Annotated in this window: 16 protein-coding genes and 1 pseudogene; 9 read left to right on the forward strand and 8 right to left on the reverse strand. The window is 68.9% G+C overall.

Annotated features, from left to right (window positions below):
- Window positions 1–5: 5 nt before the first annotated feature.
- The 3 genes from JK363_RS03230 to JK363_RS03240 are packed head-to-tail and all read left to right on the forward strand — an operon-like array spanning window position 6 to window position 6,707.
- The gene (locus JK363_RS03230; protein WP_201871233.1) at window positions 6–1,271 is read left to right on the forward strand and encodes a TIGR02678 family protein; all 1,266 of its coding nucleotides are present in this window, start codon (window positions 6–8) and stop codon (window positions 1,269–1,271) included.
- Window positions 1,268–5,413 carry a TIGR02680 family protein gene (locus tag JK363_RS03235; RefSeq protein ID WP_201871234.1) on the forward strand — a complete coding sequence of 1,382 codons (4,146 nt, stop codon included), beginning with the start codon at window positions 1,268–1,270 and terminating at the stop codon, window positions 5,411–5,413. Before JK363_RS03230 ends, JK363_RS03235 begins: the two co-directional genes overlap by 4 nt.
- A gap of 46 nt (window positions 5,414–5,459) precedes the next feature.
- Window positions 5,460–6,707 (forward strand): TIGR02679 family protein, encoded by a 1,248-nt coding sequence (locus JK363_RS03240; RefSeq protein WP_201871235.1) that lies wholly within the window; start codon window positions 5,460–5,462, stop codon window positions 6,705–6,707.
- Window positions 6,708–7,011: 304 nt separating this feature from the next.
- Here the strand turns inward: JK363_RS03240 and JK363_RS03245 are convergent, their stop codons facing one another.
- From JK363_RS03245 to JK363_RS03265, 6 genes are all read right to left on the reverse strand, one after another.
- Complete coding sequence (locus JK363_RS03245; RefSeq protein WP_201871236.1) at window positions 7,012–8,310, reverse strand: restriction endonuclease subunit S domain-containing protein; 1,299 nt, start codon at window positions 8,308–8,310, stop codon at window positions 7,012–7,014.
- A 59-nt stretch (window positions 8,311–8,369) separates the two neighbouring features.
- Window positions 8,370–9,752 (reverse strand): N-6 DNA methylase, encoded by a 1,383-nt coding sequence (locus tag JK363_RS03250; protein ID WP_236075525.1) that lies wholly within the window; start codon window positions 9,750–9,752, stop codon window positions 8,370–8,372.
- Window positions 9,753–9,871: 119 nt separating this feature from the next.
- Window positions 9,872–10,057 carry a hypothetical protein gene (locus tag JK363_RS03255; protein WP_201871238.1) on the reverse strand — a complete coding sequence of 62 codons (186 nt, stop codon included), beginning with the start codon at window positions 10,055–10,057 and terminating at the stop codon, window positions 9,872–9,874.
- A gap of 441 nt (window positions 10,058–10,498) precedes the next feature.
- Complete coding sequence (locus JK363_RS45000) at window positions 10,499–10,837, reverse strand: hypothetical protein (protein ID WP_443726296.1); 339 nt, start codon at window positions 10,835–10,837, stop codon at window positions 10,499–10,501.
- The gene (locus tag JK363_RS45005) at window positions 10,834–11,271 is read right to left on the reverse strand and encodes an SWIM zinc finger family protein (RefSeq protein WP_443726297.1); all 438 of its coding nucleotides are present in this window, start codon (window positions 11,269–11,271) and stop codon (window positions 10,834–10,836) included. Before JK363_RS45005 ends, JK363_RS45000 begins: the two co-directional genes overlap by 4 nt.
- 74 nt (window positions 11,272–11,345) lie before the next feature.
- Window positions 11,346–12,779: an ATP-binding protein gene (locus JK363_RS03265; RefSeq protein WP_201871239.1), complete on the reverse strand. Its 1,434-nt coding sequence runs from the start codon at window positions 12,777–12,779 to the stop codon at window positions 11,346–11,348.
- Window positions 12,780–13,394: 615 nt separating this feature from the next.
- On the opposite strand from JK363_RS03265, the pseudogene JK363_RS42085 reads away from it, so the two are divergent.
- The 6 genes and pseudogenes from JK363_RS42085 (at window position 13,395) to JK363_RS03290 (ending at window position 25,640) form a co-directional block, all read left to right on the forward strand.
- A pseudogene (locus JK363_RS42085) lies at window positions 13,395–13,811 on the forward strand (DNA-binding protein).
- A gap of 49 nt (window positions 13,812–13,860) precedes the next feature.
- Entirely contained in the window at window positions 13,861–15,291 is a 1,431-nt protein-coding gene (locus JK363_RS03270; protein WP_201871240.1) for a hypothetical protein, read from the forward strand.
- A 98-nt stretch (window positions 15,292–15,389) separates the two neighbouring features.
- Entirely contained in the window at window positions 15,390–16,022 is a 633-nt protein-coding gene (locus JK363_RS03275; protein ID WP_307821581.1) for a hypothetical protein, read from the forward strand.
- A 166-nt stretch (window positions 16,023–16,188) separates the two neighbouring features.
- Window positions 16,189–17,352 carry a serine/threonine-protein kinase gene (locus tag JK363_RS03280; protein ID WP_201871242.1) on the forward strand — a complete coding sequence of 388 codons (1,164 nt, stop codon included), beginning with the start codon at window positions 16,189–16,191 and terminating at the stop codon, window positions 17,350–17,352.
- A gap of 87 nt (window positions 17,353–17,439) precedes the next feature.
- Complete coding sequence (locus JK363_RS03285) at window positions 17,440–20,463, forward strand: DEAD/DEAH box helicase (protein WP_201871243.1); 3,024 nt, start codon at window positions 17,440–17,442, stop codon at window positions 20,461–20,463.
- An 11-nt stretch (window positions 20,464–20,474) separates the two neighbouring features.
- Window positions 20,475–25,640: an Eco57I restriction-modification methylase domain-containing protein gene (locus JK363_RS03290; RefSeq protein ID WP_201871244.1), complete on the forward strand. Its 5,166-nt coding sequence runs from the start codon at window positions 20,475–20,477 to the stop codon at window positions 25,638–25,640.
- Window positions 25,641–25,722: 82 nt separating this feature from the next.
- On the opposite strand, the gene JK363_RS03295 is transcribed toward JK363_RS03290, so the two are convergent.
- Together JK363_RS03295 and JK363_RS03300 are read right to left on the reverse strand one after the other, a co-directional pair.
- Window positions 25,723–25,986 (reverse strand): DUF397 domain-containing protein, encoded by a 264-nt coding sequence (locus tag JK363_RS03295; RefSeq protein ID WP_201871245.1) that lies wholly within the window; start codon window positions 25,984–25,986, stop codon window positions 25,723–25,725.
- On the reverse strand, window positions 25,983–26,864 hold the full coding sequence (locus JK363_RS03300; RefSeq protein ID WP_201871655.1) for a helix-turn-helix domain-containing protein: 882 nt from the start codon (window positions 26,862–26,864) through the stop codon (window positions 25,983–25,985). The genes JK363_RS03295 and JK363_RS03300 overlap by 4 nt, the downstream gene beginning before the upstream one ends.
- Window positions 26,865–26,979: the final 115 nt, after the last annotated feature.

The following is a 26,979-nucleotide window of genomic DNA, read 5'->3' on the forward strand; positions in this document are numbered from 1 at the left end:
GAGCTATGACCACGCCCCTGGGCGAGGTACTGGACGGCCGGCGATCGGCCGAGGTGCACAAAGCGGCGCGGACGTTGTTGAAGGAGCCGCTGTTGCTGGCGCAGGGCCCGCACGCGGATGAGTTCCGGCTGGTGCGGCAGCACGCCTCGGAGCTACGCGACTGGTTCGACCGCAACACCGGCTGGTCGCTGCGGGTGGACGCGGAGGCCGCCCGGCTGGCCCGGACGCCCGGCACTTTGGCCGATCCCACCCATCCGGCGCGCGAGGCGTCCCGTGGCCGCGCCGCGTTCACGCGCCGCCGGTATGTGCTGCTGTGTCTGGCGCTGGCCGCGCTGGAGCGGGGTGAGGCGCAGATTGCCCTGGGCCGCCTCGCCGAGCAGGTGGTGCTGGACGCCGCCGATCCCCACCTGGCCGCCGCCGGGGTGGAGTTCACCATGGAGCGCCGTGACGAACGCCTGGACCTGGCGGCAGTGGTGCGGCTGCTGCTGCGCTACGGGGTGCTGCGGCGGGTGGCCGGCGAGGAGGAGGCATACGTCAGCGGTAGCGGCGACGTGCTCTACGACGTGCAGCGGCGCGTCCTGGCCGGGCTGCTGGCCGCCCGCCGGGGCCCCTCGACGATCATCACCGAGGACTTCGAGGACCGGCTGGCCGAGCTGACCGCCGAGAGCGCGCTGGACAGCGACGAGCTCCGCTTCCGCGCGATCCGCCAGCGGCTGACCCGGAGGCTGCTGGACGACCCGGTGCTGTACTACGAGGAGCTGACCGACGAGGAACTCGCCTACCTGACCCGCCAGCGCGCCTTCCTCACCGCCCGCATCACCGAACTGACCGGCCTGGTTCCCGAAGTGCGGGCCGAGGGTATCGCCATGGTCGATCCGCACGACGACCTGACCGACGTACGGATGCCGGAGCAGGGCACGCACGGGCACGTCACCCTGTTGCTCGCCGAACACCTGGCGGCCATGGGTGGCGAGGCGAGCAGCGGCGACCTCGAACGCAGGGTTCAGGAGATGGCCGCAGAACACGGTGCGTTCTGGTCGAAGAGCGCCAAGCAGCCCGGCGCGGAGGCGGAGCTGGTCGGCCAGGCGCTGGAGAGGCTCACCGCGCTCGGCCTGGTCGCCTCCACCCCGAAGGGCATCGTCCCGCTGCCTGCGCTCGCGCGGTACGCGGTCGGCGAGACCGTCGTGACGGAACCGGGACAAGCATCCTCCCGCACACCCCGTGCTCCTTGCACACCCCGCGCCCCCAAGCGAAAGGCACCGCAGTCGTGACCGCCCTGCCCGACCCGACACCCGGCCGGTGGCAGCCGCTGCGCCTCGGCCTGGTCGACCTCTTCTACTACGACACAGAGGAGTTCTGGTTCCACGACGGCCGCCTGCTGCTGCGCGGCAACAACGGCACCGGCAAGTCCAAGGTGCTCGCCCTGACCCTGCCCTTCCTCCTGGACGGCGACCTGTCCGCCCGCCGGGTGGAACCCGACGCGGACCCGGGCAAGCGCATGGAGTGGAACCTGCTGCTCGGCGGCCGGCACCCGCACCCGGAGCGGCTCGGCTACACCTGGATCGAATTCGGCCGCCGTGACAAGGACTCGGACCGGGCGCACTTCCGCACGCTGCTGTGCGGGCTGAAAGCGGTAACGGGCCGCGGTATCGCCCGCCACTGGTACGCGGTCACCGACCAGCGCGTGGGCGAGGAGCTGACCCTGCTCGACGCCACCGGCACCGCGCTGTCGCGGGATCGCCTGGCCGAGGCCGTCGCCGGACGCGGCATGGTCCACGACCAGGCGAAGGCGTACCGCAGGGCGGTCGACGAGGCGCTGTTCGGGCTTGGCGAGCGGCGCTACGCCGCCCTGGTCGACCTGCTCATCCAGCTGCGCCAGCCCCAGCTGTCCAAGCGCCCCAATGAGACGGCGCTGTCCCGCGCGCTGACCGAGGCGCTGCCGCCCATGGACCAGGCCGTGATCGCCGATGTGGCCGAGGCGTTCCGCTCCCTGGACGAGGAAAAGGAGGAACTGCGAGCGGCCAGTGAGGCCGAACGAGCCGCCTCCGCCTTCCTCGACCACTACCGCCGCTACGCCCGCGTGGCCACCCGCCGACGGGCCCGGCTGCCGCGCAGTGAACACGCCCGCTACGAACAGCTGCACCGTGACCTGTCCCAGGCGCGGACCGAGCGGGAGGAGGCCGAGCGGCAACGGGCGGAGGCCGCGGAGCGGATCGCCCGGCTGGAGGAGACGGCCGTGCGGCTGACGGCCCAGGACGCCGCGCTGCGCGCGGGTCCGGAGATGCGCAGCGCCCGGGAGCTGGAGCAGGCGGCGGCCGATGCGCGGCGCACCGCCGACGAGCGGGCCCGTGCGGAGGCGGACCGGGACCAGGCCGCCCAGGCGAACTCCCGCGCCCTCGGCCGCCTGACGAGCGCCGAAGGGCGACTGGCAGCGGCCGAGCAGCAGATCGGGAACACGCTGCGCCAGGCACGGGAGACGGCCCGAGCGGCCCGGCTCGACGACGTGCTGGGGCCCCACGACGCGGTCCCGGAGGCGGAACTGCGCCACGCGGCCAAGGAGTCGGTGGAACGCAGGAGGCGCACCCTCGACCACGTCGAGGAGCTGGCCGCGCAAGCCGAACAGGCCGCCGGCGAACGGCGGGCCGCCGCCCGCCGCCTGGACGAGGCCCAGACCGAGGCCGCCCACACCGCCGAACGCCAGGCCCAGGCTGAGGCGTCCGCCGCACAGGCAGGCCAAAACCTGGTGGGTGCCGTACGCGAACACCTCGACCGGTGCACGGAACTGGACCTTCCCGACCCGACGGGGCTCCTGGACGCTCTGCACGACTGGGGCACGCACCTGCACGGCCCCAGCCCCGCCCGGGAGCAGACCGCGGCAGCCCACCGCGAGCAGGCCGCGGACCTGGCCGACCAGGCCGCCGCACTCAGCCAGCGGCTGGCCGAACTGGCCGAGCGGCGCACCGCGGCCGAAAGGGAGCTGTCGGAGCTGGAGGCCGGTGGCCAGCACGGACCGGAGGCACCCCACACCCGCACCCCGGGCCTGCGCGACCGGACCCCCGGAGCGCCTCTGTGGAGGCTGGTCGACTTCCACGACCATGTCACTCCGGACGAACGGGCAGGGCTGGAGGCCGCGTTGGAGGCGTCCGGGCTCCTGGACGCGTGGGTGTGCCCGGACGGCACCATCCTGGAGGCGAGCGGGCACGACGTGCTGCTGTCCCCGCTGCCTTCGCATGCGTCGTGGGCAGGGTCCGTGCTCGCCGACGCGTTGCGGCCCGCCGTCGACCACGGCGATCCCCGGGCCACGCAGGTCGGTGAAGCGGCCGTGTCCGCCCTCCTGGCGGCCATCGGCCTCGGGGACACCGGTGCACCCGGCACGTGGGTGGCGGCGGACGGTCGCTTCCGCATCGGCGCGCTGACCGGCAGCTGGTCGAAGGAAGCGGCCGTGTACGTGGGCGAAGGCGCCCGCGAGGAGGCACGCCGCGCCCGGATCGCCACCCTGCGCGGCGAACTGGACGCCCTGGCCGACAGCACGGCACGCCGTGAAGCCGAAAGCGCCACGGTGGCCGCGCGCCGGCGCACCCTGGACACCGAACTGGCCACCGTCCCCGACGACGCCCCCCTGCACCACGCCCACGCGGTGGCCGCCGCGGCGGCGGACGCCGCCCACCGGGCTCGCACCCGCCAGAAGGAACGCGCGGCCGAACTCACCGAGGCAGCCCGCCGCGAGGCCGAAGCGGCCACCGCACTGACCGAGACGGCCGACGCCGTGAACCTGCCCGCCGACCGGCCGACCCTCACGGCCGTCCGCCAAGCCCTGGCCGACCACACGGCCGCCCTCGCCGGCCTGTGGCCGGCCCTGCGCGACCGGGCCGAGGCGCGTCGCGCTGTCGCCGACGAGCAGGCGGAAGCCGGCCGGACCGGGGAACGGGTGGCCGAACTGGACCAGCGTACGGCCGAGGCGGCCCGGCTCGCCGCCGCCGCGGACGAACACCACACCACTCTCCGCTCGACCGTCGGTACGGCCGTCGCGGAGCTGGAGCGCCGTCTGGCCGAAACCGCGGATGCCCTCGCCATGTGCGAGCGGGGCCAGAAGCAGGCCCGTCACGAGTACTCCGCCGCGGACCGCCGGGCCGGTCGTGCCGAGGGCCGTATCGAGCAGTTGGACAAGGACGTCCATGAAGCGGCGGCCACGCGCACCGAGGCCATTGCCGCGCTCCAGCGGTACGCGGCCAACGGCCTGCTGACCGTCGCCCTGCCCGAGGCTCCCGTGCCGCCGCTGGACGGCGGCTCCTGGGCCGCCACCCCGGCGATCGCGCTCGCCCGGGCGATCGAGGCGGCACTGTCCGGCACGGACGACTCCGACGGCGCCTGGGAACGCGTACAGAAGCGGCTCAGCGAGGAGTACAAGAAGCTCCAGGACGTCCTCTCCCGAGGCGGCCACAGCGCCACAGCGCGCATGACCGAGGACGGGATGATCGTCGACCTCGTCTACCAGGGCCGCGAGCGGGCCGTGCCCGAACTGGCCGGGGCCCTGGCCACCGAGGTCCAGGAGCTGACCCGCATACTGTCGGCGCACGAACGCGAAATCCTGGAAACCCACCTGCTGACCGAGGTCGCCGGCACCCTGCAGGAGCTGATCGGCACCGCTGAGCGCCAGGTACACGCCATGAACACCGAACTTGAGCAGCGGCCCACCTCCACCGGCATGAAGCTGCGCCTGATCTGGCGGCCCTCCCGCAAGGCACCAGCCGGACTGGCGCAGGCGCGGGCACGGCTGCGCCAGTCCGCCGACGCCTGGGCGGCCGAGGACCGGGCGGCGGTCGGCGAGTTCCTGCAAACCCAGATCGCCCGCGCACAGGCCGAAAACACCACAGGCAGCTGGCTGGAAGTGCTCACCACCGCGCTCGACTACCGCGCCTGGCACGAATTCGGCATCGAACGCCACCAGCACGGCGCCTGGGTGCCCGCCACCGGGCCCGCCTCCGGCGGCGAACGCGTGCTGGCCGTCTCCGTGCCCCTGTTCGCCGCCGCCTCCGCTCACTACGCCACCGCCGCTCCACACGCCCCGCGCCTGGTCACCCTGGACGAAGCCTTCGCCGGCGTCGACGACGACTCCCGCGCCAAGTGTCTGGGCCTGCTCCACGCCTTCGACCTGGACGTGGTGATGACCAGCGAGCGTGAATGGGCCTGCTACCCGCAAGTACCCGGCATCGCCATCGCCCAGCTCTCCCGTGTCGACGACATCGCCGCGGTCCTGGTGACCCGCTGGCAGTGGGACGGCGCCGAGCGGGCACGGGCCCCCGAACCCGACCTCCGCATGGCGACGGTCCCCGCACCGGCGCACTCTCCCGGAGCGCCCGAACCCACCTCTACCGAGAACCCCGCACCCGGCCAGGACGCCCTGTGGGCCTGAGAAGTGACACAGGACCGCCCGTGGAGAGGAAAGGGAAGACCCTCATATGAGCGCACCCGACGCCCCCGCCGGGCGCGTCGACCACGGCCGCCTCACCCGCCTCCTCGGCGACCCGGGCTGTGCCTGGCTGCTTGACCGGATACGCCGCCGTATGGAACGCGCGGAGCCACTCACCGGCCCGGTCACCCTGGCCGCGCCCACCGACGGCGAGCGGGCCGCCGCCGAGCGCCTGCTGGGCCGAGCCCCCAGCGGCGGGCGCTCGCTGAGCATCCGGCTCGACGCCGTCGACACCGTCCTGTGCCGCTCCGGCGTCAGCCCCGACGGCCTCGCCGCCGCCGTCATCGCCCTCACCGGACCCGTCACCCTCCTCAGCGACGCACGCCGACGGGAGGCGGACGCCTGGCACGACGCGTACACCCCGCTCACCGGTTTGTGCTCCGAGCGGCCCGAATTGACCGACTGGAGCGAGCGCATACGCGTGAGCGGCTTCGTCCGCCGCCTCGCACGCGGCCCGGAGACCGCCCGGGCGCTGCTCACCTCCACCGCGACGGCGCTGCGGAGCCTGCCCACGGACCCGGCCGTCTCCCTCCCGGCCTTCGCCGCCCGCACCCTCGGCGATGCCCACGCCCTCGACGACGGCACCCCGCTCGCCACCCTCGTCCACTCCGGCATCCGCGCCCTGACCGGCTTCCCCGACGGCACCGGAGCCGAGTGGCGCCGCGAAGCATGGGCCTCCGTGGGCCTCCTCAAGGACGCCCTGTCCTCCACTGTCCTGACCCTGGGCCTACGGGGCACACCCGTGCTCGACTGGGCCACCGACACCGGGGAACCCGCCGTGCTCACCCTGCGCCAGCTCACCCGCAACCCTCCCCGCACAACGCCCCCCGTGGTCCACGTCTGCGAGAACCCGACCGTGCTCGCCACCGCGGCCGATACCTACGGCCCTGCCTGCCCGCCCCTGATCTGTCTCCAGGGCCAGCCCTCGGCCGCCGCCCTCGCCCTCCTGCGCCACCTGCACTCCCACCGGGCAAAGCTGCTCTACCACGGCGACTTCGACTGGGGCGGCATACGCATCGCCGCCGCCTTGCTGCAGCGCGTGCCCTGGCGCCCCTGGCGCTACACCACCGTCGACTACCGCGCCGCCGCCGGCAGAAGCCCCATGGCACCATCCCTGACGGGCACACCTGCCACCGCTCCCTGGGACCCGGACCTGCGGGCCGCCCTCGACGAACTCGGCGTACGCGTCGAGGAGGAAACCGTCCTCGACGATCTCCTGACCGACCTCGCACCCTGACAACCTCCACCGCGCCCGCGACACCGCCGGCAGCCGTCAGCCACGCCGGGCACGGTTCCTCAGCGTTGGCCCGCCTCCACCCCGACTGCAGCCAAGCGCGGACCTGCCCTCCGGTCCCCGGTGCGCCGCGGGCGGCAGGCCGCCCTCGATGCCGCAACGGGAGACGGCCACGAGCGGAGTGTCCGGTTCCGCGCCGGGCGCCGCGAGCATGTCCCGGGCCAGAGGGTCGTACTCGCGTCGGCCGAAGGACTGGGACTCCAGCCACTTGACCGAACCGATGAAGTGCACCGCACCCGCGACCGGTTCACGTTCGGTGCGGACCCAGGATGCCGCCGGAAGGCTCGCTGCGCACGTCAGCCCCGGTCTGAGCGCAGTCTCTGTACCGAGTCCTGATTCGGCTGCCGTCGGCAATGTTGCTCCGAATCGCCGGGGAACTGGACGGCGACCGGACGGCAGGTGAGTCTCGGCCGAGGGTCGGAGGCTCCTCGTGGACCGGCAACGGGATGGTGCGCAGCAGTGTGTCGAGGAGCACCTTCAGGGTGTGGTTCTCGTCGAGCGCCGCCCGCGCCCTGCGGTGCAGGGGCTCCGCCCTCGCGTGGAATCGACGACGCGTCTCGGGGCCCGGCCAGGCGACATCAAGGGCCGAGAAGCGCCGTTTGGTGAGCTCACGGGCATGTCTGCCGTGAGCCGCAGCCGACAGATCTGTGCTTCGGGATCGGAGTTCGTGCAGAAGCCACCACAGGTCCGTGGACTCGGCAGGAGTGACTGCGAGGATCCCTCGGGATGGCACGGCGGGCAGGAGGGTGACCGCGGTGCGAGCGCCGTCCGGGCGGGGCGCAATCAGGAGCGTCCCCGGGGGGCACACGACGCGTGGGTCGGCCGGCTCGTGGGGAGCGGTGTCCTCGATGTAGGGCGGGGAGGCGTTGAAGAGCTGGGCGGGAGCGACCCGGGGGGCCATCACGCCTCCGCTGTCCGGGAGGGGCGCGGAGGCGGCCTTCCCAGTCCTCGCACGGGCAACGTTTTGGAATGTAGTCGGGGTCCGACAGAGGCGCTCGGAGGCCAAGATGGCGTAATGGGCGTCGGCCAGGGCGACCGCGTCGGCGACGATTTGTTGATTGAGCTCGGTCTTCCGTTCAATCAGACTGATCAGTTCTCGGATCGCGCCCATCTGTTCGCGCGGTGGCACGGCCACCGGCATCTTGCGTAGGGCGTCGAGACTCAGGGTGGGCTCGACATGTGCGGTGACATGCTGCTCGATCCAGGACCGGGAGGTGGGAGTCCTGAGCCAGATGCGCAGCCACTCGGTGACGCCGGGGTCCTTGCATCTGATGATCCCCACGGAGCGCGTCGCGATCCAGCCGTGGTGCTCCGCGGTCACCAGGGCCGCATCGCCGACCCGGCGGACCAGGACGACCACGAGATCGCCCTCCTGCAATGCCGCCCGCGTCTTCCTCGGGTCGGCTCCGCCGGTACAACCGGGCTGCTCAGTGGTGATCCGCCCACCGCCGATGTCACCTGCGCGGACGACCCCTTGGTCATCCGGCAGGCCGTTTTCGAGGATGCCGTACGTGAGCTTCAGGTCGGCGGCGTCTTCTACCGTCACCTTCTCCCAGGTGCCAGAGCGCCTCGGAAGGGAGGCGACGACGGTTGTGAGGTCGTGCATCACAGGCTGTCCAAGGCTCGTCGCAGGTCATGCTCCAGTACGTGTGCTTCATCGAACTTCGCGTACAACTCCCGGGTGAGCCGCTCGACCCGCTGTCGCGCCGCGGTGCCTTCCTCAACCGCTTCGACTCCCGCGTATGACGTGGGCAACAGATCGTGCTCACGGTCGGCAATCTCCTGGGCTGAGCTGGAACGGCACCAGCCGGGTTCATCCTGGTAGTTGGCTTCCGGCCCTCCGGGATCGGCCGCTGTCCCTCTCCAGGCGGCAAGAGTGCGCAAGATCTTCTCCACCCCGTCAGGAGCCAGTAGCCGCCGCCGGGATTTACCCACAAGTTCGTACGCCTCTCGGGCATGGATGAAGAGGACCTGACCACGACGGTCCCTCCGCCCCCAGCCCCTGTGCGGGCTCTTGTCCCGATTCAGCAGCCAGACGCAGCAGGAGATCTTGGTGTGGGTGAACAGTCCAGGTGGCAACGCCACGATGCACTCGACGAGGTCGGAGTCAACAAGATGTTCGCGGATTCTTCGCTCGACCGGTCGCATGCCGGTGGCAGCACCGTCGGCCATGAGGACGGCGGCCCTGCCCTGAGGAGCGAGGGCATGTGCGATATGCAGCAGCCAGGCAAAATTCGCTCTATCGCGCGGTGGAGCAGCTTCATCCGGCCACCGCGGGTCGTTCCTGGGCAGGGGGTCGGGCCCCCAAGCGGACAGGTTGAACGGCGGATTGGCGAGCACGATGTCATATGACGCGTGCGCGGGTCGCTCCAAGCTGTCCATCGGCGGTTCAAGCGTTGCCGTGACACCGTGCGCGGCGAGGTTCATCTGCGCGATCTGCAGGGTGCCGGCATGAAGGTCCTGCCCTGTCAGTGACAACTTGGCATCGAGAAAGCCGATCTGTTCACGAACCTGACGTACGGCCTCGATCAGCAGTCCCGCCGAGCCGCACACCGGGTCGAGGACTCGGTTCCCGTCCTGAGGCGCCACCGCTGCCACCATCAGTCGCACGATGTCCCCGGGCGTGAAGTAGTGCCCGCCCTGAGCCTGAGCGGCGGACAGATCCGCCAGACATTGATCAAGTAGCTCCGCCGGCCTCTCAGCTCGGTCGATGGCCACGATCAGTTGGCGGAGCTGGTCCTCGACAGTCGCTGGAAGGCGGGGCGCCAGGCCCGGGTCCTCATCGGCATCGTCCAGGTCGAGACCGTGCGGCAGCCATTGCATCAGGCAGCTTCGAACGCGAGGTCCCACCGGTGAGGAACGGTCGGTGGTCTGGGCGACGAGCCACGTCCACGACGGTCTCCTCAACGCCGCCGCATGATGGTCCCGCGCCGCCCACCGCAGGTAGATCAAGCCGACGACAACGCGGCAGGCGTCCTGTGCGTTCATCCTGCCGCTGATGCTCCGCGTCAGCCGCCGGACCTGAACCGGCACCGCGTCCTGTCCTGCTTCCCTCTTTCCTCCGGGCGTTCGCGCCCTCTGTCGCACGGGCTGACGGTCACTCACATTCATACAACCCCCACAGTGGACATGATCAGGATGACAAGCGGCAGGGTGGCAGCGAAGGCCGCGGCTCCTGTCCGGATGGCCACCGTAAGCCGCGCCCCTCCCGTTCTCTCCAGCATCCCGGCCAGCAGTGCGACCACCACCGCGAATAAGACCGCCACGGTCACGAACAACAGCTTCCGTTCCATCTCCGACTCCCACCCTCGCGATGTGCCGCGCCCCATGGGGCGTGCCCACGGAGCGCGTTCGGCTCGCTTTTTCTCGCCGACTCATAGGAACCGTAGAGGTCGCACGGCAAGCACCGCTCAGAGCACGCAGTTTGGGTTTTCTTAAGGGCTCTGAGGAGGCTATCAGGGGCTAGCTTGAGAAGCACAGGGTTTGGGTTTACCGGAAGAGGAGCGTCGCGGGCCCGGGTGGTCGTGACGAACAGCGGAGCCACTGTCGGCGCCGACTTGGCGGAAGAACGCGACCAGTTCTTCTGCCGATCCGGGCGTCACTTCCGCTGATCGAAGCTCCGTCGTCGCCACTTCTGCCCCAGGAGCGGAGAACACACCAAGCGGTCCGCGCCATGCGATGGCGGCCCCCCACCAGTTCCGGCTCCGATCGTCGGGCGTGGGTTTCGGCGCGCTTCACAGGCCGTGCTGGTCGAGGAGTCGCATGAGGTTGCGTTTGCGCTTCTGGCCGGCGCGCAGGGCGGTGAGGTAGGTGGTGAACTCTTCCCGGGTGTCCAGGCGATGGTGGCAGTCTCGGATGCTCAGCAGCAGGCTGGCCAGCTGCTCGTAGATCGCGTTGCCCGTCTCCTTCGTGAGGGGTTCGGCCAGGCGGTGGTAGACGCCGAGCGCGTCGGCGGGGCGGATGGGGCGGACCTGGTCGGCAAGGGTGCGCCACTGTTGGTCGTCAGCGCCGATGTCGGTGGCGGCCTGCCAGGCGGCGTCAAGGTCCTTGTCATCGAGCAGGGCGTCGATCAAGACGGGGCCGCCGTAGCCCGAAGCTCCAGGCGGCGCCGCAACTGCCGGTCTTCGCCGACTTGTTCCCGCATCAAAGCGAGCAACTCGTCCTTGGACAGGTTGGACAGCCACCCGTCAAGGTCCTGCGCACGGTCCTGGGCCGCCTTCCGCTGCCGCGGCAAGCTCTCTCGCTGGGCGAGCACGGTCAGACCGAGGGCGACCAGGTGCTTGCAGAAGTTGCCCTCCATGCCGTACGGGCAGTCACACTCTCCGGACAGCCCACCTGGCCCGTCCAGCGTCAGCTCCACCTCGTACCGCTCCGTGCCATGGACACTCGCGGTGACCCAGCTGGCATCGACCTCGACCCCGGACACCGCGTCCAGGTAGCCGAGCCCCCGTTCGAAGGAGCGCGAGCCGGCCAACGCCCGCAGAGCCGACTCGGTGAACCCTTCCATGGCCTCCTCCGCTCTCGTGCCACCTGCTGACCCCGGCATCCGCCCTCCGGGTCGCTTGCCCGCCGGTCCCCCGGTTACTGCCATGCGCGGACCAAATCCTCCGGTCCCCAGTACGCCGCGAGCGGCAGGTCGTCCTCGATGCCGCAACGGGAGATGGCCACGAGCGGGGAGTCCGGTTCGGCGCCGGGCACCGCGAGCATGTCCCGGGCCAGGGTGTCGTACTCGCGTCGCCCAAATGGCTGGGACTCCAGCCACTTGATGGACCCAATGAAGTGCACCGCGCCCGCGACCGGTTCGCGGTCGGCGCCGATCAGATCGATCTCGGGGTTGTTCTGCCGGTTCCACCAGCCGCCGATCGCCTCCGTCCGAGGCCACCTGTCATCGGGGAGCAGGCGCAGCAGCGACTCGCGGATGACCGGCTCGACCGCACGCCCTCGCCAGGTGGTCCACGACCGCTCGATGCGCTCCAAGGCGAGATCCCCGCGGCCGCGTTCGATGAGCGGGATTCCCCGCTGCAGGAAGGCCAGCCAGAACCGGAGATACGGGTCGGCGATCCGGTAGCGCTTGTTCTTGGTGTCGGGCTTCGTGGAAAGCGGGAGGTCAGTGGCCAGGATGCGCTTGGTCTGCAAGGTGTGCAGCAGTGGCGACAGGGTCCCGGAGGGCAGGGCGCCTGCGCCGCCAGCCTGCGCGGCGATGGTGGAGAAGGTCCGCTCCCCACTGCCGACCGCCTCCAGTACCGCCCGCGAGTGTGACGCCTCAGGGAACTCCCCCAGCAGCGACAGCTCACCCGCCACCAGCAGCGGTGAGAGGGGGTTGGCCACTGCCTCACGCAGGAAATCAGCGCGCCCCATCCCGGGCCGCCACGACTGGACGATCTCGGGGAAGCCCCCGGTGATCAGCAGCGCGTCCACCGCCTCCGCCGCGTCCAGAGAGGTCATGGCCTGCACATCGGCCAGGTGCAGTGGACGTACGGTCATCTTCGCGGCCCGACCGAAGAACGGACGGCCATAGGACTGCAGAGCCTCCATCACCGACATGTCGCTGCCCACCAGGATCAGCAGAACCGGCTTGGCGGACAGGTGGCGGTCCCAGACCGTCTGCAACGCCCCTTCGAACTCTCGGTCCTGTTCCACCAGCCACGGCACCTCGTCGATCACCGCTACGCTCGGGACGTCATCCGGCACCGCGACCGCCAGGGACCGCAGCGCCTGGTTCCAGTCCGCGGCGTGCAGTCCCGCCACCAGTTCCGCCCCGGGCAGCGGGGACTGCGCAAGGGCTGCGGAGAAGTCTGCCCGCTCAGCGACGGCGTTACGGCCCCGGGTCGCCTGGAAGACCACGTACGGAACGCCGGACCGGTCACAGAACTCCTGGACCAGACGAGACTTCCCCACCCGACGCCGCCCCGTCATGATCACAGCCTGGCCTCGGGTGGATCCCGCGCCCCCGGTCACGAGACCCAGTTGCCTGGTCAGCAGGTCGAGGTCAGCAATCCTGCCCTTGAATTCCATCCCTGCTCCACCCCCTCGGGCATCAAACATAGTTTCGATCTTACGTAGATTGGATCTTACTTAGATGGTAGCTCCCTTTTGAGGGCAACGCAGGCGATCACTGGAAAGGTCGGCACATCGACTCAGGCCTGCTCACGGGCCATGGGCAGACACCCCGAATGCCGACCATCAGCACGTTGCCGGGGCGCGGCAGGAGTCGCGAGGGGGTGCCCCAGCCGCAGCGGCCGAAGCGCCGATCGCCTACGTTCCCGCTCGATTCACCGGGACGGTCGTCTCGATCCCCAGCTCACCGCCCATCAATGGCTCGGTTTGTCCCCATGTGCTGCGTCCCCTGCCGGGGGCACCTCGAAGTAGGTGCCAGCAGACCCCGCCATCAGCCCAGACGCTGAGAGCGGGGTCTTCGTACTGGCGTCGATCCGTGATTGGCGACCTCTGCCCGTCCCCACCCGCTCAGCTACCCCACTCTTTGAGGGGACAGGGGGCTGCTGCGGCACCAGGCAGCAGTCTCGGAGGCCAAGCATGGGCCGATTACCGAGGAAGACGTCCAAGCCGAGCGGGAACAGTTGCAACTTGCCCGCGAGGAGCAGCGGCCTGGAGGGGTCGGGCCGACGCCGTATGACACGCCCCTCCGCCACTCCGGGCGGCGCCCTGGTCCTCGACTGCGAAGGGCTGGCCAAACCCGCCGCTGGGCGATCGTGAGGTGACTGGGTGGCTGGCACTCGCCCTGGCGGACGACATGAGGCGATTACCAGTGCGGCTACCGTTGTCGAGGCGGTTCACCCACGGATCAGGCGGCCCAGCCCTTGAATGGACGCTGGCCCGTACCGTCATCGAACGAGTCACCGAGTCCATCGCATCGGCCCTCCTCGCCGATGCCGGCCTGCGCGGCTACAAGTACGCCATCGATGCCATGCTCACCGCCACCGCCCCCGCCGCCCCCGACCCCTCCGTTCTTACCTCCATCCGGAGGACCGCATCACGCTGTGCGGCACGCGCTCGCTCCTCGTTGAAGGGCCACCAACTCCAGAGTAGTCATTCCAAGCCAGAACTAGGCGGCAGATATCTGTATAAGCTTCATCGTGTGGCCTTCATCGTGACCTTGACCGCGAACGAACTCGACGCCAATCTTGGCAAGTTCAGGATTGAGCAGCGGCTGACCAAGTCCCGCCCCAAGAGTCTGGATATCAACGCGGCACTTGATGGTCCACCCATCGCGCTCTTGATCAGCGAGGGGCCGCCCCAGCACGGACGGGACCGATCTCGGTGGCTCGCATGGATAGGCCTCGTCGCTCGTCATGGCACTGTGGGAGCGGTCGACAAGAGCATCACCGTCGATCCGCTCCGGGAGTGCGTCGAAGTCGTTCCGCTCGACGGCCCTGACGGCATCCTGCACGACTTACCAGCACCTCTGCGCCAAGAGTTCGAAAATGCTTCACTGGCAGGCACGGTCGGAGCTTGCAGCAACGCCGTATGGCAATCGCTGGAGAGTGCGCTTCGCGCCGCACGCCCCGGACTCGGCCCCCTGCTTGACTGGTTGATCGCCCAAGCCGACCCGCCTCTCTTCGGAAGCAGTGCGGCAGACCAGTCCTGGCAGGAGCAGCGCGACGCAACAGGAAGCCTGCTTCGCATCGCAGATTTCCCGCTCGCTGCACTCGCCGCATGGCGACAGCCGCCGTCAGAAGACGACCCGTACACTGCCGGGCTGATTCCACAGCCCGTGGAGCACAGCCTCATCGACTACGACGTCCGCGTCGCCGGCGAGGCATTCGGAATGTTCAGCGAATGGCAGCAAGGCACCGCAGTTCGCTGCGACATTCACGTACTCCACGACGCGTCAGGAAGGCGGCTTGAGGTGGTCAACGTCAACGCCACGCCGGTCGAATCGCGTTTGGGAACAGACATGCTCTACTACCACGAGCCCACCAGGAGCTTCGTCTTCGTCCAGTACAAGCGGCTCAACCCTGACACTCGCTCGATCTATGTGGACACACGGCTGAGACGCCAACTTGACCGGCTCGAAGAAACGGCGAAGTTGAGCAGTCCTCCGACGCAGCCGAGCGAGTGGCGCCTCGGCAACGACCCCTGCTTCCTGAAGCTGGCATATTGGCCACAGAATGCCGAAAATCGCCCGGTCCATGAGCTTGCACGAGGCATGTATCTGCCTGTCTCGTACGTCCGGCTCCTACTCGAAGACGACTGCACGCGCGGTAAACAAGCGAACAGCACAGCACGGATCCTCGGCTACGATCAAGTTGAACGGCATCTCACCAGCACTCAGTTCATCGACCTCGTCAAGCACGGTCTTGCTGGAACAGTAGGCACCACCAGGGAGCAGCTGTACGCATTGGTCAAGCGGCGCGTGAGCGTCGGCCACAGCGTCGTGGTGGCTACGGAATCCAGCGAGGAGTCGGTCCGCGCGCGGCAGGCGCGCACCCGGAATCGGGGTGCCAAGCGCAGGACCTATCTTCACCACGCCTATAAACAGAATCCGCCGGGCGGCCTCCGTCAGTGAGACACGCTGCGGATGGGTAGCATTAGCATGACTGATTGGTTGTGGTGCCGTCTTCAGTCGCCCCCGATGGCAGACGAATGGACGAATTGGGGGGTCTCGTGGATGTGACCACTCTTGCCGTCGCACTCATCAGCGTGGGAGGAACGCTGGGCGGAACTCTGGGCGGGGCAGTGCTCAGCCAGCGCGCCAGCCGGGAGCAAAGCGAGCGTGCTGATCGTGAGCGGGAGCAGGAGCGCGGTGAGCAAGCGCTGCAAGCCAAGCGTGACCTTTACGCCGATCTGAACGCCACGGCTCGCGCTTACCGTGTCGCTGCCCGAGACGCCGTCCAAGCAGCCGGACGCAGTGAAAGCATCGACCCGGCAGTTCTCAACGCCGCCAAGGAAGCCTGGGCCGACCAGTACTCTCAGGCGCAGATGGCACTGACGAAGGATGTCCTGGAAGTAGCGTCAAAGCTCAACAGGGCACTCGGAGCCGGGTACTCAGTCGTCAAGCAGCTGCCGAGCAGCCCCGACCTCGACGAGGCGTACGAGAGGGCGAACGCATGGTTCAGCGGCCCGATGTCCGATGGCGTGTACCTCCTACGGGTCACCCTGCGACATGACCTCGGCGTCGAGGTCGAGCCCCACTTCGAGCAGACTCGTACTCAGATGCTCGCCGTGCTCGACAGCGCGCGGAGAAGCCTTGAGCATCAACTCGCCGCAGAGCGGGTCCAGGTCGCCGGATCACCTTGAGGGGCAGTGACTCCACGTAGGTGCGGTGATCCAGAGCAAAGGCACGTGGAGTCACGGGGAGTCTCAGCGGCGAAACAGCCTGCGCCACCCACATCCTGAGGGAGTGGTCTAGCGTGACGATGAGCAGTGACCTTTGCACGCCCCGTCCCGAGAGAGAGGCCCTTACGTGCACATCGCGCCCCTCAGTCCCGAGGATCCCGCCGAGCTCGGCGGGTACGAACTGCTCGGGAGGATCGGGCACGGCGGCATGGGCCAGGTGTACCTAGGGGAGTCGCCGGGCGGGGAACCGGCTGCCGTCAAGGTGATCAAGCCGTCTGTCGTGGACTCCGGGGCGCGGCAGAGGTTCGCTCAGGAAGTGGAAATCCTCAAGACGGTCTGGGGAGCGCGGATCGCCGCCCTGTTGGACGCCGACGCGGAGGCGGACCCGCCGTGGCTGGCCACCGAGTACATCGAGGGTCTGGATCTGAGCCGGCACGTGGACAGCCACGGCCCGCTGCCCGCCCTGCTCACGGCTTCCCTGGGAGCGACACTCGCCGAGGCGCTGGCGACCGTGCACAAGCAAGGTCTGCTGCACCGCGATCTCAAGCCCGCCAATGTGCTCCTCGGCCCCAACGGCCCGAAGATCATCGACTTCGGGCTCGCGGTGTTCGCCGAGTCGAGCGTGTCGCTGACCTCCCCCAACACGGTTGTCGGCACCCCATCCTGCATGTCGCCCGAGCAGGCGAACGGCGAGAGGCCGCTGACTCCCCCGGTCGACGTGTACGCGCTGGGTGCCGTGCTGCTGTTCGCCGCCTCGGGCCACCTCCCCTACCGGGCCGACAACATCCACGTCCTGTTCCACCGGATCGTCGATCCCACGACCGCTCCGGATCTGTCCGAGGCGCCGGAGGAGCTGGTGCCGCTGCTGACGGCGATGCTGGCCCACCAGGCACAGGACCGGCCCCCGCTCAACGACGTGGTACGGCAATGCCGGGCGCTGATCGAGGCGCAGGGACTGAAGGTCGCCCAGGCGCGGCGCAGGCTCACCAGCTACACAGCGGCTCCGGCGCACCTCTTGGACGAGCTATTGGCCGTTCCCCGAGCCGGGAGGCCTTCGAAGACGCTTACGGAATCGACCGACGCCCCAGCCGATCCTCCTCAGCGGCCCTTGGTGCCTCCCGCCACCCCGGCTCGCCTCGTGCGCTTGCCTGCCGACACCCCCGCGGCACCGCCTCCCGCCCGGTCCAAGGAGCATAGCGCCACCAAAGGACGATCACTACGGAGCAGCGCTCAGGCCCGCATCACCGCGCAGCGGCTCCGCGAGGCATACGCCGCCAGTACGCCCTTCTGACCCATACGTCTGTCTGACCCGCGATACTGGTCGGGCCCTTTGAAGGGCCCGACCCACGTACCACCGAACCGCCTCAGGAGGCCACGGGTGACCGCCGTCCAGACCAGTGCGGAGCGCAGCGGCGCCACAGCGGACCGGACGGTGCAGGAGCAGTACCCGGCCGGTGCCCAGGTCCTCGTACGGGACGAGGAGTGGCTGGTCAGGAGCTCCGCGCCGACAACGGACGACGGCACCCGGCTGGAGGTCGTCGGGGTGTCGGAGTTCGTACGCGACCAGGAGGCCGTGTTCTTCTCGGGTCTGGACCGGATCGAGCTGCTGGACCCGCGAGACACCCGGCTGGTCCCGGACGACTCGCCGAATTACCGGCGCTCCCGCCTGTTCCTGGAGGCGGTGTTGCGCCGCACTGCGCTGCCCCAGTCCGAGCGCCGCCTCGCCCTGGCCGACTCGTTCCTGCTGGACTCGCTGCCCTACCAGCGGCGCCCCGCCGAGCTGGCCCTGTCCGGCGCGAACCTCCGCCCGCGTCTGCTGATCGCCGACGTCGTGGGCCTGGGCAAGACCCTGGAGATCGGCTTGACGCTCGCCGAGCTGATTCGCCGCGGCCGGGGGGAGCGCATCCTCGTCGTCACCCCACAGCATGTGCTGGAGCAGTTCCAGCAGGAGTTGTGGACACGGTTCTCCATTCCCCTGGTGCGGCTGGACTCGGTCGGCATCGAGCGGATCCAGCGGGAGATCCCGGCCGGCCGCAACCCCTTCACCTCCTTCAAGCGGGTCATCGTCTCCATCGACACCCTGAAGAACACCGACCAGTACCGGCACCACCTGGAGCAGATCCGCTGGGACGCCGTCGTCATCGACGAGTCGCACAACCTCATCAACCGCGGCTCCCTGCGCAACCAGCTGGCGCAGATCCTCGCTCCCCGCACCGACGCCCTGATCCTGGCCTCCGCCACCCCGCACAACGGCGACGCGAGGTCCTTCGCCGAACTGATCGGCCTGCTGGACCCTGCGGCGATCCGCGACCCGGAGAACTACCGCGCCGACGACATCAAGCACCTGTTCATTCGCCGCACCAAGATCAGTCCCGAGGTCCGCGAGCAGATGAAGGGCCAGTGGGCGGACCGCGGTCGCACCCGGTCGGTGCCCTGCCCGGCGACCCCCGCCGAGGAGAAGATCTTCGAGGAGCTGGCGGCCGTCTGGCTGCCCCGCGACGGCGGCCCCTCGGTCAGCTCGGTCCCCCTCTTCCCGTACACGCTGCTGAAGTCGTTCCTGTCCTCCTGCGCGGCGCTGAAGGCCACTGTCTCCGCCCGCATCACAACCCTGGAGAAGAAGGACGATCCGCGGGCCACGGCCGCCGAACTGGCCGCCCTGGGACGGCTGTCGGAGCTGGCCGCCGATCTCACCGAGGCCGATTCGGCGAAGTTCTCCGCCCTGGTGCACCAGCTCAAGGAGGAGATCGGTGTCGGCCCCACCTCCGACGCGCGGGTCGTGGTCTTCTCCGAACGGGTCCAGACCCTCCAGTGGCTGGCCGGAGTGCTCCCGGCCGCGCTCGGCTTCAAGGGCCGGGCAGCCCGCGACTGCGTCCGCGTCATGCACGGCGGCCTCTCCGACGAACAGCAGATGGCCCGCGTGGAGGAGTTCGGCCTGGCCGACACACCCGTGCGGGTGCTACTGACCGGCGATGTGGCCTCCGAGGGCGTCAACCTGCACCGACAGTGCCACCAACTGATGCATTACGACGTACCGTGGTCGCTGATCCGCATCGAGCAGCGCAACGGCCGTATCGACCGGTACGGGCAGGCCCGGCCGCCGCAGTTCCGCGCGCTGATCCTGACCAGTGAGGTCGAGGGCGCCAAGGACGACACGGTCGTCGCCGAGCGGCTGCTGGGCCGTGAGGACCAGGCCCACCGCTCACTGGGCACGGCGGAGGCCGTGACCGGCCTGTACCGGGCGGAGGCCGAGGAGAAGTCCCTCATCCAAGACCTGCTACGCGGGAAGACCGTGGATGAATCGCTGGACTCCCGCCGCCCTGGCGCGGATGCGGAGGACACGGGCACGGACGACTTCCTCGCCGACTTCTTCGGACCGGTCGGCGAAGAACCGACGGACCAGGCCAACCCGGAGGATTCTGCGGGTACGAGCAGGCCGGACGCGGCTTCAGCGGCGTCCGGGCGCGCCACCGGGTCTCCTGTCCTCCCCCGCCTCTTCGACTCGACCGCGCACTTCCTGGACGAGGCGCTGGGCGAGGTGTACCCCGACGCACACGACCGGCTGGAGCTGGACCGCGACCCGCAGTCGGGGCTGCTCTCCTTCCAGCCGCCCGCGGACCTCATCCACCGTCTCAAGGCCCTGCCCATGGACTACCTCCGCGAGCAGCGGCTGCGCGAGCGGCTTCTCGTCACCTTCAACCGCCGCCTCGCGGAGCACTCCCTCCAGCGGGCCCGCGAGTCGTCCACCTCCAGCTGGCCGGAGATCTCGCTGCTGACGGACCTTCATCCGGTAGTCGATTGGCTCACCGACAAGGTCCTCGTCCGCCTGGGCCGTCAGGAGGCTCCCATGATCACCGCGAACGTGGCGGAGCCGATCTACCTCGTCCAGGGCGTGTACTCGAACAAGCTCGGCAGGCCCACCGTCGTCAAGTGGATGGGCGTGACGCGCAGGGGTGCGGTCGACGACGACATGGTGTCGTTGCTGCGGCGTTGCGGGGTCGGCCCGAGCATGGCCAACAAGCGCCACTACCGAGAGCCCAGGCCGCTGCGCGAGGCCCTACCCGACGTCCTGACCACGGCGGAGGCGTTCCTCGACGAGCGCCGCGATGCCTGGGACGAGCCGCTGCGCGAGCCCATCGCGGAGTACAAGCGCCGGCTCGCCACCTGGCACCAGCCGACCCTCGCCGGGGAGCGCGCCAAGGAGCGCCTGGCCGACCTCGCCGACTCCCTGCTGACGACGGGCCGACCGCTGCTGCGGATCCTCGCGGTGCTCCTTCCGGACCCCGATCGCAAGCCGGACCCCGCCCGCAAGCGCGACCCCGATGAGCCGCCGCCCGTCATCCTCGGTCCCCCGCCGCTGTCCGTGCCTGCCGCCTGGTGGCCCCGTGCCTCCGCGACCCGCTGAGGGAAGCTCTCATGACGTACGACTCCCTGGTCAACCGCGGCGACTACTTCTCCGCCCACTATCTGGCCGAGGTGCTGCCCAAGGACCTCAAGTCGGGCCTGCTCCAAGCGTGGAAGGAGCGCGAGGAGGCCGCGAAGCCCGCCGCGCGGACCGGCGGCGCTCCCGAACCCGGACAGCCCGAGGCGGCGGTTCCCGGCGGCGGTGAACTGCCCGTGACACCCCGGGCCGGGCTGCGAGAACTTCGCCGCGCATACTTCAGGGCCCGCTCCTCCTTCGCCCTCCCCGAGGACGAGGACGGCATCGTCGCCGTACGCGACACCGACGACGACACGCTGACGTACGGCGCCCCGGGGTGGCGGGAACGGGTGCGGGCCCTCAACGCCGAGGTGCTGCGCGCCCTCGGATACGACGCGAAGCCGCGAATCCTCACGGTGGAGCGCGCGCGGCAGACGTACCAGGTCCCGGTCGCGCACGCCGAGAAGGGCCTGGTCGCCCTGGACTGCGGCTGGGCCGCCGAACCGGACGCCGCCCTCGACTCCGAGGGCCGCGGACGGCTGCTGGAGGAGGTCGTGCTCGATGGCTCGACCACCCTCACCACGGGCTCGAACCTGGCCTCGTTCCTGTTCGCCTGCGAGGAGCCGCCCCGGTATGTGCTGCTCCTCGGCGGCGGGGTGATCGTGCTCGCCGACCGCGCGGTGTGGGGCGAGGGCCGCTATCTCGCGGTCTCCCTGGACACGGCGTTGCAGCGCAACGACACCAGGGTGGGCGGCGAACTCGACACCGTGGCGGGGTTGTTCGGCGCGGACTCGCTGCGTACGCCGGAGGAGGGCGGCGAGAATCCTCTCGCCGAGCTCCTCGGCAAGTCGACGAGGCACGCGGTGGGCGTCTCCAGCGAGCTGCGCGACGGGCTGCGGACGAGCGTCGAGCTGATCGCCAACGAGGTACTGGCCCGGCTGCGCGACCAGGGCATTCGCCCCGAGGACATCGGCGAACTCGCTGATTTGGGCCGACAGTTGACCCGCGAGTCGCTGCGCTACCTCTACCGCATCCTGTTCCTGCTGTACGCCGAGGCCCGCCCCGAGCTGGGCATCCTGCCCGCCGACTACCCGGAATACCAGCAGGGATACGGGCTGGGGCGGCTCGGTGAGCTGATCGCCGACCGGCAGCCGGTCGGCGAGGAGGCCCGCAAGGGCGTCTATCTGTACGAGTCCCTGGACCTGCTCTTCCGCAAGGTGCAGGACGGCTATCGCCCGCGCCGCACCCACGGCGTGGAGGCGGATCCGGTGGGCGCGAAGACCAGCGAGGACATCGGCCTGCGCTTCGAGCCGCTGCACAGCAAGCTGTTCGAGCCGGAGTCGATCCGCCTGATCGGCGCCGACACCCTCCCCGACCCGCGCCACGACTCCGACGAGGCCCTCGCCCGGGGCGAGTCCGTCCGCTACCTCGACACACGGCTGCGCAACGCCACGCTGTACGAGGTGCTGCACCGCCTGATGATCACGCAGGGGAAGAAGGGCGAGCGCGGCGGCTTCATCTCCTACGCCCAGCTCGGCATCAACCAGCTGGGCGCGGTGTACGAGGGCCTGATGTCGTACAGCGGCTTCATCGCGGGCGAGGAGCTGTACGAGGTCGCCAAGGGCGGCGACCCGAAGGACGGCTCCTGGCTGGTGCCCAAGTCGAAGATCGACGAGTACCCGGATCCGGTCTTCGTCACCCGCCGCGACCGGGACACGGGCGAGGTGCTGCGGGCCCGGCACGCGCCGGGCTCGTTCGTGTACCGGCTGTCGGGCCGCGACCGGCAGACCTCGGCGTCGTTCTACACGCCCGAGTCGCTGACCAAGGTCACCGTGCAGCTCGCCCTCCAGCACCGGCTGGACCAGGACGGCAGGGACACGGAGGCGCGCGAGCTGCTGGACTGGCGGATCTGCGAGCCGGCGCTCGGCTCCGGCGCGTTCCTCAACGAGGCGATCAACCAGGTCGCGACCGAGTATCTGCGGCGGCGGCAGGGCGAGTTGGGGCGGTCGATCGACACCGACCAGTACGCCGTCGAGTTGCAGAAGGTCAAGGCGTACATCGCCCTGCACAACTCGTACGGCGTCGACCTCAACGAGACGGCCGTGGAGCTGGCCGAGGTCTCCCTGTGGCTCAACACCATGCATCCCGGCATGGAGGCCCCCTGGTTCGGCCTGCACCTGCGGCGCGGCAACTCGCTGATCGGCGGGCGGCGCGAGGTGTACGCGGCCGATCGGTTGAAGAAGGGCGGCTGGCTGGGGGCTACCCCGGAGCGCTTCCCGCTGGCGGAGGCGTTGGGGGGTGAGCCGTTGCCGGAGGGGGCGGTGCATCACTTCCTGCTTCCGGCGAAGGAGTGGGGCGCTGTCGCGGCCGAGAAGGAGGCGAAGGCGCTCGCCCCGGAGGCGGCGAAGGCGCTGGGCGCGTGGCGGAAAGCGATCACGAAGTCGCCGACGGCGAAGCAGACGACCCGTCTCCAGGGTTTGGCCCGGCGGGCCGAGTACCTGTGGGGACTGGTGGTGCGGCGACTGGAGCTGTCCGAGCGGGAGATCTCGCGACGGATCGGGGTGTGGGGCGCGGAGGACGACTGGCTGCGGAGGCCGGAGGTCGCGGTGCAGCGGGAGAAGGTGCTGACAGACCTGCACGCGGAGGACACCCCGTACTGGCGGCTCAAGAAGCTCATGGACACGTGGTCCGCGCTGTGGTTCTGGCCGGTGCAGAGCGCTTCGCTGCTGAACGGTACGCATGAGCAGTACGCGCGGGCGGAGGCACTGGCGGAACGGGCGGCGGAGTTCGAGGCGGGGGCGGAGTCTGGTCCGGCTGCGGCTGCTGAGGAAGACTCTGGGGTCCTGATGGCGTGGGAGGCAGACGCCCTTCCCGGTTTCGCCGCCGAACCGAAGCAAATGGCGCTGACCCGCGACTCGGTCTCCCGCCGCCGCACGGGCCGCCGCGTGGAGCAGGTCAAGGGGCAACGCCGCCCGGTCATCCCCTTGACGAACCTGGACGACTGGCTCGACTTCGCGGAAGCGCTGTTGGGCACGCAGGACGTGCCGGACGAGTCGTTTGTCTCGACGTTCGAGACGCTGGATGACCTCTACGTGTACGAGGAAGAGCTGCCCGAGTGGATGGGCATGGACCGCTTCCAATGGCTGGAGATCCGGTTCCCGTGGACGGCGGTCGCGAAGGATGTCGCGAAGGCGCAGGGCTTCTTCCACTGGGAGCTGGAGTTCGCGCAGGTGTTTGCGCGGGGTGGGTTTGACTTGCAGGTGGGGAATCCTCCTTGGGTGCGGCCGCAGTGGCATGAGGACCAAGTACTCGCGGAGCGGGAGCCGTGGTTCATGCTGGCTGAAAAGCCGAGTGTGGAGGAGTGGCGCCTGCGCAAGGAGGAGGTACTGAGCGCTACCAGCAACAACAAGACATACTTCCTCAGTGAGTTGGCCGCAAACACTGGGATCGCAGCCGCACTTAGCAGTCCGGTCGCCTACCCACTGCTTGTGGGGACTAAGAGTGATCTGTATCGGGCCTTCATGACTCAGGTGTGGCAGCACATCGCACCGCGCGGCAGCGCAGGCTTGATCCATCCGGACACACATTTCGGCGGCGTTCGCGAAGGCGCCATTCGCGCCGCCGCATACCGACATCTCCGCGTTCACGCACACTTTGTGAACTCGGCGAACTGGGCCTTCGAAGACCTGCACCGATCCTGGGAATTCGGGATGCACATTTACGGCACTTCCCGGGAGCCCGACTTCCTGCATGTCAGCGAACTCCGTGGTGCCGAAGTATTGCCCGATTCACTGACCCATGATGGACACGGCACAGCACCCGCTATCAAGCACAACGGTTCGTGGGACGTTCGGCCACACCGAGAGCGCGTTGTGCATGTAAACACTGCACTGCTGACCAGTTGGCAGGCTTTGCGGGGATCGACAGGCGAAGTAGCTGAAACTCCTCTACTGTATCCAGTTCTCGCCAGCGAGCAAGGCGCAGTCGAGGCCCTCGCAGCCCATACCAGCAGTCTAGCTGATTTCGATCCCCTGATCACAACAGGGTTTGACGAAGGAGCCGCCAAGAAGGACGGACTAATTCGCTGGGACACTCAGAACGCCCCCGAACTCTCTGATGTCATCCTTCAAGGACCGCACTTCGCATTGGCTCTCCCCTTTTCGAAGGAGCCGAGGATCCCCTGCCGCAATAACAGGGACTGGGACCTGCTCTCACCCACAGAGCTGCCTGAGACGTGCGTCCCCATGACCAACTACGTACGGGCCTCCGATGAAGCAACCTACCGGGCGGCCCAGAACTCCTGGCTAGGAAAGCCTTTTACCGCGTTCTTCCGTCTGGCCTGGCGAGCCATGATCCCTTTCGCCAACAGCCGCAGCCTGTACGCCGCCCTCATCCCTCCCGGCCCTGCCCACGTCCACACCGTGCAGTCCCTGGCCTTCGCAGATAATGCGCTTACAGTCCTCAATTCAGGTTTCTGGGCGGCACTCCCTCTGGACTATCTGCTGCGGATCATGGGCCGTCCCCACCTTCAGACCACTGAAGCCCGCAGTATGCCTGCCCCCCATCCCAATCACCCCCTAGCCCCCGCACTCCTTCTCCGCACCATCCGCCTGAACGCTCTAACAACCCACTACTCTCCCCTATGGACGGAGCTTTACGACTCCCGCTGGTCGGGCTACGAGAATTGGGCCACCAACTGGCCTACCGTAAAACCACTCGCCAGCGGGCTCAAGCCAACCTGGGAGTACAACACCCCCTTCCGAACCGAGCATGAGCGCCGCGCCGCACTCGTAGAGTTGGACGCCCTCGTCGCCGCCTGGCTCGGGATTACCGCCGACCAGCTCGTCGCGATCTTCAAGTCGCGCTACCCGCAGTTGTACGCTTACGAATCGGCGACCTACTTCGACGCCAACGGCCGTAAGATCGCCGCCGACTTCAACACGTACGGGCACGGCCAGACCAAGCAGGACTACCTCGATCTCCTCGCCCACCTGGAAGACCCGGAGCGCACCCCACCCCCGGATGGTTACCGGGGCCCCTTCTACAAGGCGGATCGTGAAGCGGAGATGAGAGCCGCGCACGCGCACTTCCAGGCGCGGCTGGACGCGGAGATCGCCGCCGGGCGTTGGACGCCGCCCGTCCGTGAAGAGGCGAAGGCGTAGTCGAAGGGCTTTGGCTCGGCACAGGGCTGCCCCTGACGCTGTGGCGTCAGGGGCAGCCCTTCGATGTCTCTCGCGGCGGCTCTTATCGGCCCGCGAAGTTGACGAACGCCGTCCAGGCAGCAGCATCAACCGTAAGGCCCGGACGGGTTATGTCCTTGGAGTCCCGTACGTGAACGGTATGTGGGCAGACTGCTATCTCTACGCACTGTCCGCCGTCTCCGGCGCTGTGACTGGACTTGCACCACTCCATGGCGACCTCAACGCAGTCTCCACCATCTCCCGCGCTGTGACTGCTCTTGAACCAAGCAAGTACGTCGCTTCGGCGCACGGCATGCTCCACGCTCATTCCTCTCTCAGTAGCTTCTCAATCAAGGCCACCGACTCCTGCGGGGTAAGAGCCTGAGCTCGCAGAGTCCCGTAGGTGGCTTCCAGCTCTCGCACCCTGGTTCGCTCTGTATGCAAGCGACTGTCGCTCTGGACCTCTGTATAGGCGATCCTCCGCCCATCCTTCATTTCCATCAAGGTGAACGGGCCTGCCAACCCAGCGTGCTCCTTACGCCTCAAAGGCATCACCTGTACATCTACGTTGCGAGCCTGCCCGATCAACATGATCTGCTCCAACTGGCCTCTCCAGACCTGGTCACCCCCGAGACGCTTGTGCAACGCGGCCTCTTCGATGACGAAGCTCATGTGCGGGAGTGGCCGACGGGTGAAGATCTCCTGTCTCGCCAGGCGCGCAGCGAGCCGTTGTTCGATGGTCTCCTCGTCCAGCAGAGGACGCCACTCCCGAAAGACCGCCCTCGCGTAATCCGGTGTCTGCAACAGCCCCTTGACCACATGCGTGTCGTAAGCGTGCAGCTCAACCGCCTGCGCCTCCAGCCTCGCCGCATCCTGGAAGAACGGCGGATACTGCGCCTTCTCCATCTCCTCCTTCATCTCCAGGAGGACACCGCCCGCGTCCAGTACCTCGTCCGCCCGGTCGATCAATCGGGGCGGCGGGATCCGCCGGCCCTGCTCGTAGGCGGCGATGGTGGACACCGAGTATCCGACCATCGACGCGAACTCCGGGCGTTCCAGACCCGCCCGCAGCCGACAGCACTTCAGCTGCCGCCCAAACACCCGCACAATGCCCGAGTTGACCTCCGGTTCCGGCCCCGGATCAGGCTGCTGCCCATCCCTCAGGCCGACCGCCCCCTCGTTCTCCACGCCCGTCGGTTCGCTCATCTCCATAACCGCCTCCCCGGCCAACGCAACCCCGCGTCGTTCGTTACGCTCCGCCCCGCCTACACACGCAAACAGGCCACGTACAGCGACAGTCCGTGTGCGCGTCGTATCTGGT

It is taken from the genome of Streptomyces coffeae, from assembly GCF_016741875.1.
In the GTDB taxonomy this organism is placed as follows: Bacteria; Actinomycetota; Actinomycetes; order Streptomycetales; family Streptomycetaceae; genus Streptomyces; species Streptomyces coffeae.